Here is an 8,328-nt window from a genome sequence, read left to right as displayed (position 1 = left end):
AAATAAAATAATTACTTTGTTATAGGTATTAATGGATATTTTGTCAGTTATTTAATATTTAAATGATTTATATGAAAATTAATTTCATGAAAATTTCTAAAAAAGCGAATTATGGGACACTCTCAAAAATGATTTATTTTTAGAGTAAAATAATTATTAAACAGGATATAATAAAATGAATGTATAAAATAATTATAAAATTGTAAAGATAAGAAAATTATCAAAATAAGATTTAATAAAGATATTAATATCATAATTTTAAATAAGTAAAATGATTATTTTATCTTAAATAATTAAAACTAATCATTCTTTTTTAATTATTTTTACTCTTGAAGGAGTTATAATAATCATATTCTTATCATTGCATTTAGAAAGTAAAATAGCTTCTGCTTTGTGTTCTTCCCTAAGGATTTTTATCTTTTCTCCGGCCATTTGATACGAATCATGACCTTCATTTTCAAGATACCCCAAATCAACAATAACTGGGTTATTTTCTTCAACTATCTGATCAAACACATATCCCATATCATCCATTGATTTTGGCCTTATTAAAATAATCTCATAAAAGGGCTGTTCTGGGGAAATATAGAAATCATTATCTAAAATGTCGTTAGCATAATCTGGTGTAACTGATTCTTGTCTTTCCTCATCAAAACCTAAACTTCTTTTCAATGTATCAATAAAACTCATTTATTCTTCTCCTCTAAATAATCTAAAATAGAATCTAATAATTTTGAAGCTCCATCATCATAAACATTAGCAGTTGGTAAATTGAATTCTCTTTCTATATTTTCACATTTTATATCAGAGTCATTTCTTAAATTAAGAGATAGTCCTACCACTTCAGTTGGTTCAAGAGATTGAATAGCAGTTATTTCTTCTTTAATACCCCTAGGATTACGATATGGGTGATTTGGTCTATGACAAACTATAGTAGCATCTGGAGCAGCCCCTATTAAAATAGCTGCAGATAATCCTCTTGGATGAGGATTTCCTTTTTCTGTCAGACTTGATTGACCTTCTACAAATATTATATCTGGATTTTTCTTTTCTTCAAGATATTTCATTGAGCCCAATATTGCAGATGGAACATCCATAGCTGATAAACTCCCTGCCCTAAAGTTAATATCAGAAGGCTGCTCTAGTCCCATTTCATCTGTTGAAATGACCACAGCTGCCATTCCTCTCCTATTAGCTTCTTTACCTAATAATCGAGTAGTTGTCCTCTTTCCACATTCTTGTGAAGTCCCTCCTACAAAAACAACAGGGGCTTTAGGTTTATAAAAAAGTTTAGGTAGTGTTTCAGAGCATTTTTCAGGACCAACACCGAAAATTTCACTTATAAGATCCAATCGCGGACTAATTTCCTTTATTAAAACTCCTTTTTCTTTAGCAAGTTTTAATAAAGAAATATTCTCATTAATAGGTAGTGATCTAAAAGACGAAACTACATTTTTTCCACTATCAATAGCTTGGACTGCATATTTAAGAGCTGTACCTTCTGCACCAATCGGTAACATTATTGCTACACTTTTTGCATCACTGTCTTTAATTGCCTCTTGTAAGGTTGATGAAACATTAGAACCACAAAAAGACTTGCCATGTTTTTCAGTGTCATCATCAATGAATCCTACAGTTTCAATTCTTTCCAAATTAGAGAATTTCTCCCCTCCCCCACCACAGCCAATGACTACGAATGGATTAAGACTTTGAAGTTCTTCAACTGAAGATATAGAATACAACAAATCACTCCTAACTATTAATAAATATCTAATTATTATTAAGTAATTTTATATCAATTCTAATTATTACTAAAGAAATATCATAATTCTAAATGCTGTAATCAAAATATATTAATAATAATCTTAATATTTGAAAATTTTATAAATTGAAATTTAATGAATTGATTTATAATAAATTAACTTATTATAAATTATAAGTTATTATATTTATAATATTATTTATAATATTTTATTATTATTAAATATATTTGTAGAATAATAGCTAAATGAAATTTATTTATATATAAATTAGTATTTTTATTAAAAAATTTGAAAATTTAGAGGTTGTTCCTAATTCGATAAAATTTACGTATTCCTTCCAAAAAGTATAAAAAATAGTTAAATACCTGTTTTATTAGTTATATACGATTTATTTCAATTAAATAATTAATATCATTATAAAAGATAACTAAAAATTTAAAAATCGTCTATGATTTTAAAAATATTGAATTTTGAATTCAATAACATTAAATATATAATATTAGAAAATAAAATATATATTAAATAATTAGATAAAAATAATGATTAAAAAAGGAGAGAATAATTTGAAGAAGCCTTATGTAATACTGATTGGTAGTGCTTCTGGAATCGGTAAGTCTACAGTAGCTGCAGAATTAGCTAAAAAATTAGGAATAAAACACTTGCTAGAAACAGATTTCATTCGAGAAGTAATTAGGGGAATTATAGGTAAGGATTATGCTCCTGTTTTGCATAAATCATCCTTTGATGCTTATACTGTACTTAAAAATCAGGAAAATTTTGATAGTAAAGAAGATCTCATAAATGCAGGGTTTGTAGAACATTCAACATTTGTCATTCCTGCTATTGAAAAGGTAATTAATAGATCTACAGCAGATTTCGATGATATAATCATAGAAGGAGTACACTTAGTTCCAGGATTAATTAATACAGAAAAATTCAAAAATGTAGCTTCAATATACTTTTTTGTATTATCTGCTGATGAAGAAAGTCATAAGGATAGATTTGTTATAAGAGCTATGCAAATAAGGCGTGGTGGAAAACAACTAGAATATTTCAAAGAAAATAGAACAATTCATAACTTTCTAGTGAAGACAGCTGAAGAAAATGGAGTAAGGGTTATTGCTACTGATGAAGTAGATAATACAGTTCAACAAATGCTTAGAAGTATAACAGAGCAATGTGAAACTGTTTATCTGCAAAATACAGTAGAAGAACTTGCAGATGTTGTTGATATTATTGTAAATAAAAATGGAGGCATTATAGAAGATGTTTCATATATGCTTCCAGGATTTAGAGAACCATTAAAAAGAAGAGTTAATGCAACAGATATGAATCAAGCTAAAAAATTCCTTAAATCCTTAGAAGACAATCCTAAAATCAAGAAAGATTTTGAATATCTTTATAAGCTTTCAAAAAATGTTCGTGGTACTAAAATTTGTGCTCAAAACAAAGAAACTCTTAAAAAAATCATAGAAGAACTGGAAATTAAAGGCTATGTGAGCCATGACCATGACTAAACAATCTCAAAAGTATTACTAATAAACAAAACACACCAACACTAAAAACAAACAAAACACACCAATACCAAAAATAAGTAGAAAATGACAAATTTATGAATAAATAAAGAAGATATATTAATCTTACGAATAAATAAATAGATATATCAATTAATTCTCAATAAAGAATTAAATGAGATGATACTTTGACAAAAATGATAATTGACTGCCCCGTTTGTAATGGAAAAGGAACAGCTGAATCCACCACAAAAACTGAAAATATCCCTTATTTTGGAGAAGTTATGGAATCTTCACTTATTTGCAACGCATGTGGATATAAACACAATGACATTATATCGTTAGAGCAAAAAGACCCTATAAAACTTACATTAGCTATTAATAAAGATACATTATCCTCCAGAGTTATAAAATCTCAATCTGCTACTGTTTCTATTCCTGAACTTGGCCTTAAGGTTGAACCTGGACCAAAATCATTAGGATATGTCTCTAATGTAGAAGGAGTTATCACTCGTTTTGAAGAAGGGGTTAATCGTGCTTTAACTATTTTTGATGATGATGAGTCTCAAAAAAATGGATTAGCTATTCTTGAAAAATTAGATAAATTAATAGCTGGAATGCTTGAAGCTACATTAATAATTGAAGATCCCTTTGGTCAAAGTAATTTAATGGATATAAATGTTAAAAAAGAAGAATTGACAAAAGAAGAATTAAAAAATTTGAAAACCGGCTTTGCAATAATTGAAGATATTAATCCTGAAGACTAATATTTCTAAAATTTTACTCTGAAAGAAAGAAGTAAAAAGAAAATAAATTTAAAAAGAAAATAAATTTAAAAATAAAAAAAAATAAGTTTAAAAAGAAAATAAATTTAAAAATAAAAAAAAATAAGTTTAAAAAGAAAATAAATTTAAAAATAAATTAAATTTAAAAAGAAAATAAATTTAAAAATAAAAATAAATTTAAAAAGAAAATAAATTTAAAAATAAAAATAAATTAAATTTCTTGAAAATCTTCATCTTCTTCTATTACATCTTTTTGTCTTAGTGTTTTCTTAACATCCATAGCTAAAGCATTACAATCTGCCTTAATAGCTTCTAAATGCAATAAAATTCTTTCTTTTTCTTGATTTATCCTTTCAATGTTAGTATAAGGATAAGTTGATTCTTTAAGCATTTCATATTCGATTGTTGTATAAGGATATTCATTTAGTTGTTTACAAACGCTTTTAAGAACATCGCCGAGGAAACGATTCATTTCAACTTTAACTCTTTCCCTGATCATCTTGTCACTATCAAGATTTTGTTTCATTAAACGAACAACTTCTGCTTTAGCAAAAGGTAAGCTTTCATCTTCTTCACCAATTACCTCATCGTCACCTATAGTATCAGGATCATCGTCATCAGTTTCATCAGAATCATTTGTTTCATCAGAATTTTCATCTTCTTCATCAATAGCTGTTTCTTCCATTTCATCAATTTCTTCTGAATCCAATTCTTCATAATAATATTCCATATTCTGAATTTCATAAATCATAAAATTCCTCCATTCTAACTAAAATATTATCAAAATATTAATAAATTCAATACTGAATTTTCATCTTAGGTCATCTTTAGGAATCTATTTGAAATCACAGATAAGAAAATTCATGTGAAATTTCATAGATAGCTTAACTAACCTGTGCTAGGTATACAAACTATTTGTAAGACGAAGTATATAAACCTATGTAAATTATGAGAAAGATGGTAAATTTTTTTAATAGTTTTAAAGAAAACTATTAAAATAATCATTGGAAAAATTGATTATATTGATAGTTCTGAAAATAGAATTTTTCATTAAAGGCATTATTAAAAATAGATTTTAAAGATAAACTTTCAACTATCAATTATTATATTTAGGTTAATGTCTAAACTTTTTATAGAATGGGTTAAAAAACCTAAAGAAATTATGTCCACTCCTGATTTTGCATATTCTAATATATTTTCTTGAGTTATACCTCCAGAAACCTCAATTAAGACATTTTCTCTCAGTCCAAAGTCAGATAAAATAGCTAGTGTTTCTTTAACTTGGTTTGGATCCATATTATCAAGCATTACAATATCTGCACCGTTTTTAGCAGCTATTGCAGCATCTTTACTATTTTCAACCTCTATCTCAATTTTTTTAGTGAAGCTAGCCTTCTTTTTAGCTATTTCTAGAGCTTTCTTCACTGAACCTACAATAGCTATGTGATTGTCCTTAATCAATATCATATCATCAAGAGCAAATCGATGAGGATCGCCACTACCAATAGAAATAGCTAACTTATCAAACTTTGAAAATCCAGGAGTAGTTTTACGGGTTCCAGCTACCCTAATATTCTCATTTATAGTTTTAACTTGATTTTGAATATTGTACGTTGTTGTAGCTATTCCACTCATCCGCATGAGAATATTTAAACTTGTTCGTTCCAAGGTTAAGATATTTCTAGCTGATCCTCTGACTTCAAGTATTGTGTCTCCTTTAGCTATTTTAGATTCATCTTCTTTAAAAACTTTTACAGATAACATCATATCTTCAAAGACCTTCTTAACTACTTTGACTCCTGCTACGATTCCTTGTTCTTTAGCTAGTATTTTAGCAGTCACAATCATGTTTTCTGGAACTAATAGCTCGGTTGTTATGTCTCCAAATCCGAGATCTTCTTCAATTATATATTCGATTATTGAGTCCATTAAATCACCTACAAATAACTTTCATTAAAAATGCCATATATTCATAATTTAGATTCAAGTAATAAAAATACTTAATAACTTATTATTGTATCGATTATATTAATGGTTTAATTTATTGAATAATAATTTAATTAATATCACTAATTCTTATAATTTATTAAATAATGAGTTAATTAAGAATAATTTTTAGATCTATTTTATAATTTATTAAATAATGAGTTAATTAAGAATAATTTTTAGATTTATTAATAAATTATAAACTTATGAATTTTATTGGCTTCAATGAATCATTAATTTAATTATTTATTCTTACATTTCTTAATATAGATTAATATTGAACTTACAAATATATATTAATTTATAAAATAATAAAAATATAAATAATAAGAATAATATATGGAAATAAATTAATCAGATATAAGTAATTAATAAAGTTAATAAAATGATTGAATAATAAAGTGATTGAATAAAAGAATAAACGAGTGCGATTAAATGGAACTTACTTTTCTAGGAACATCATCAGCTGTCCCTTCCAAATATAGAAATCATCCATCAATAGCTTTAAAAGCTTTTGGAGAAATAATATTATTTGATTGTGGAGAAGGAACTCAAAGACAAATGGCTAGTGTTAAAATAAGTCCTATGAAAATCAATCAAATATTTATTAGTCATTTACATGGAGATCATATTTTAGGATTACCTGGACTTATACAGTCTATGGGATTTAGAGGTAGGGAAGAACCTCTTCATATTTTCGGTCCAAAAGGTATTGAGTCGTTGAAAAACTCCATATTTAATTTAGGATATTGTGTAATTGAATTTCCAGTGATTTTTCATGAAGTTGATGGAGGAATCATTGTTGATGAAAAAGAATATGTGATAGAATGTATAAAAACAGAACATAATATTGAAAATCTTTCCTATTCTATTTATGAAAAAAAAAAGCCTAAATTCTTAAAAGAAAAAGCTATTGAATTAGGTGTTAAAGTAGGTCCTGATTTTGGAAAGCTTCACAATGGATGTGAAGTTAAAATCGGAGATAAAATAATTAAACCAGAACAAGTTTTAGGGGAAAAGAGAATAGGGGCAAAAATAGTTTATTCTGGAGATACCAAACCTTGTGAAAATATGATAAAGTTAGCTAAAGATGCTAATATTTTAATACATGAATCAACTTATAAATTAGAAGATGAATCAAAGGCTTTGGAAAGTTCTCATTCAACTTCACAACAAGGAGCTATGATAGCTAAAAAAGCTAAGGTTGGAAAATTAATACTCACACATATAAGTACTCGGTATACTAATGTAGATGAGCTAAAAAAAGAAGCGATGGAAATTTTTGAAAACACAGAAATAGCTTATGACTTCATGACATTAGAAATATGATTAAATACTGCAAAAAATTAATATTATAAGTTTCTATATGTTATAAGTAGATTTTGAACATTGAAATTAATTTAAGAGGTAAAAATGAATTTAAATCCATTTCCCCAATATCCCGTAGTAGGCATGGTCATAGAAATAGCTATTGTTTTAATCATTTCTTTTATACTACTTCAAATTTTCTCATATTTAGTTATTAAACTTAGTAAAAAGTTTGATATTGAAAAAACCTTGAGTTATCTATTTAGAGATTTTATTAATTATATAATTTATATAATAGCTTTTATAATAATTTTAAAGATTTTAGGTATTGATATAACTGCCCTAATTTTGAGTTTTGGGATTATAGGTATAACTATTGGATTTGCGGGGAAAGATATTATTTCCAATTTCCTATCTGGAATTTTTATACTTTCAGATAAAACTGTGAAGGTTGGGGAAGTTATTGAGGTAAATGGAGTTAAAGGAAAAGTTAAAAAACTTGGATTTAGAACAACAACATTGGTTACTCCAGATAACGCTATTGTAACTATACCTAATTCAGTTCTTTCTGCAAACCCTTATGTGAATTACACTTATTTAGAAGAGCAAAGAATTGATTTAGAAATTTCAGTTCCTTATAATATGAATTTGGATCAGTTTAAAATAGAATTTAGAAAAGCTATCTCAAAATTAGACTGGGTTTTAAATAGTAATACTCCAAAAGTTTTTGTAAAAGAAATGAATGGTGATAACATTAAACTAAAAATAATTGCATGGGCTAATGATTATTCCAAAGTAGAAGATTATAGATTACTTCTTGCAGATGAAGTTAGAAAATTAATAGATGAAAATAATAAAAACTTTAAATAAAGAAAATAATAATGAAATAAAAATAATCAGATAAAACAATATGCTTAAAATAATCTAAAAAATCATAGAATATCAAATTCCATTAAAAAAAATTGATTAAAT

The 8,328-nt window shown here is 26.3% G+C and carries 8 protein-coding genes; 4 read left to right on the top strand and 4 right to left on the bottom strand.

Annotation, left to right across the window (positions count from 1 at the left end; translation table 11 throughout):
- Positions 1-303 precede the first annotated feature (303 nt).
- Positions 304-690, bottom strand: coding sequence for a cell division protein SepF (locus MBCUT_RS09260; RefSeq protein ID WP_067260397.1), 387 nt, complete (start codon positions 688-690; stop codon positions 304-306).
- Entirely contained in the window at positions 687-1,742 is a 1,056-nt protein-coding gene (locus MBCUT_RS09255; protein ID WP_067260396.1) for a DUF1611 domain-containing protein, read from the bottom strand. The genes MBCUT_RS09260 and MBCUT_RS09255 overlap by 4 nt, the downstream gene beginning before the upstream one ends.
- 584 nt (positions 1,743-2,326) lie before the next feature.
- Here MBCUT_RS09255 and MBCUT_RS09250 point away from each other — a divergent pair.
- On the top strand, positions 2,327-3,280 hold the full coding sequence (locus MBCUT_RS09250) for a 3H domain-containing protein (RefSeq protein WP_067260395.1): 954 nt from the start codon (positions 2,327-2,329) through the stop codon (positions 3,278-3,280).
- A 194-nt stretch (positions 3,281-3,474) separates the two neighbouring features.
- Entirely contained in the window at positions 3,475-4,044 is a 570-nt protein-coding gene (locus MBCUT_RS09245) for a ZPR1 zinc finger domain-containing protein (protein ID WP_067260399.1), read from the top strand.
- A gap of 229 nt (positions 4,045-4,273) precedes the next feature.
- Here MBCUT_RS09245 and MBCUT_RS09240 read toward each other — a convergent pair whose 3' ends face one another.
- Positions 4,274-4,771 (bottom strand): hypothetical protein, encoded by a 498-nt coding sequence (locus tag MBCUT_RS09240; protein WP_394327061.1) that lies wholly within the window; start codon positions 4,769-4,771, stop codon positions 4,274-4,276.
- A 380-nt stretch (positions 4,772-5,151) separates the two neighbouring features.
- Positions 5,152-5,991 (bottom strand): carboxylating nicotinate-nucleotide diphosphorylase, encoded by an 840-nt coding sequence (nadC, locus tag MBCUT_RS09235; RefSeq protein WP_067260394.1) that lies wholly within the window; start codon positions 5,989-5,991, stop codon positions 5,152-5,154.
- Positions 5,992-6,483: 492 nt separating this feature from the next.
- Between nadC and rnz the strand changes: the two genes are divergently transcribed.
- The gene (rnz, locus tag MBCUT_RS09230) at positions 6,484-7,377 is read left to right on the top strand and encodes a ribonuclease Z (protein WP_067260393.1); all 894 of its coding nucleotides are present in this window, start codon (positions 6,484-6,486) and stop codon (positions 7,375-7,377) included.
- Positions 7,378-7,461: 84 nt separating this feature from the next.
- On the top strand, positions 7,462-8,226 hold the full coding sequence (locus MBCUT_RS09225) for a mechanosensitive ion channel family protein (RefSeq protein ID WP_067260392.1): 765 nt from the start codon (positions 7,462-7,464) through the stop codon (positions 8,224-8,226).
- The last annotated feature ends 102 nt before the right edge of the window (positions 8,227-8,328 follow it).

The sequence above is a fragment of the Methanobrevibacter cuticularis genome, from assembly GCF_001639285.1.
Taxonomy (GTDB): Archaea; Methanobacteriota; Methanobacteria; order Methanobacteriales; family Methanobacteriaceae; genus Methanobaculum; species Methanobaculum cuticulare.
The sequence above is the reverse complement of the archived record's forward strand: the minus strand, read 5'-3'. Positions and strand labels throughout refer to the sequence as shown.

What these genes read in the sequence shown, in the direction of transcription:
- MBCUT_RS09260 (WP_067260397.1), bottom strand. Translation starts at nt 690, where the DNA reads ATGAGTTTTATTGATACATTGAAAAGAAGTTTAGGTTTTGATGAGGAA.
- MBCUT_RS09245 (WP_067260399.1), top strand. Translation starts at nt 3,475, where the DNA reads ATGATAATTGACTGCCCCGTTTGTAATGGAAAAGGAACAGCTGAATCC.
- nadC (WP_067260394.1), bottom strand. Translation starts at nt 5,991, where the DNA reads ATGGACTCAATAATCGAATATATAATTGAAGAAGATCTCGGATTTGGA.
- rnz (WP_067260393.1), top strand. Translation starts at nt 6,484, where the DNA reads ATGGAACTTACTTTTCTAGGAACATCATCAGCTGTCCCTTCCAAATAT.
- MBCUT_RS09225 (WP_067260392.1), top strand. Translation starts at nt 7,462, where the DNA reads ATGAATTTAAATCCATTTCCCCAATATCCCGTAGTAGGCATGGTCATA.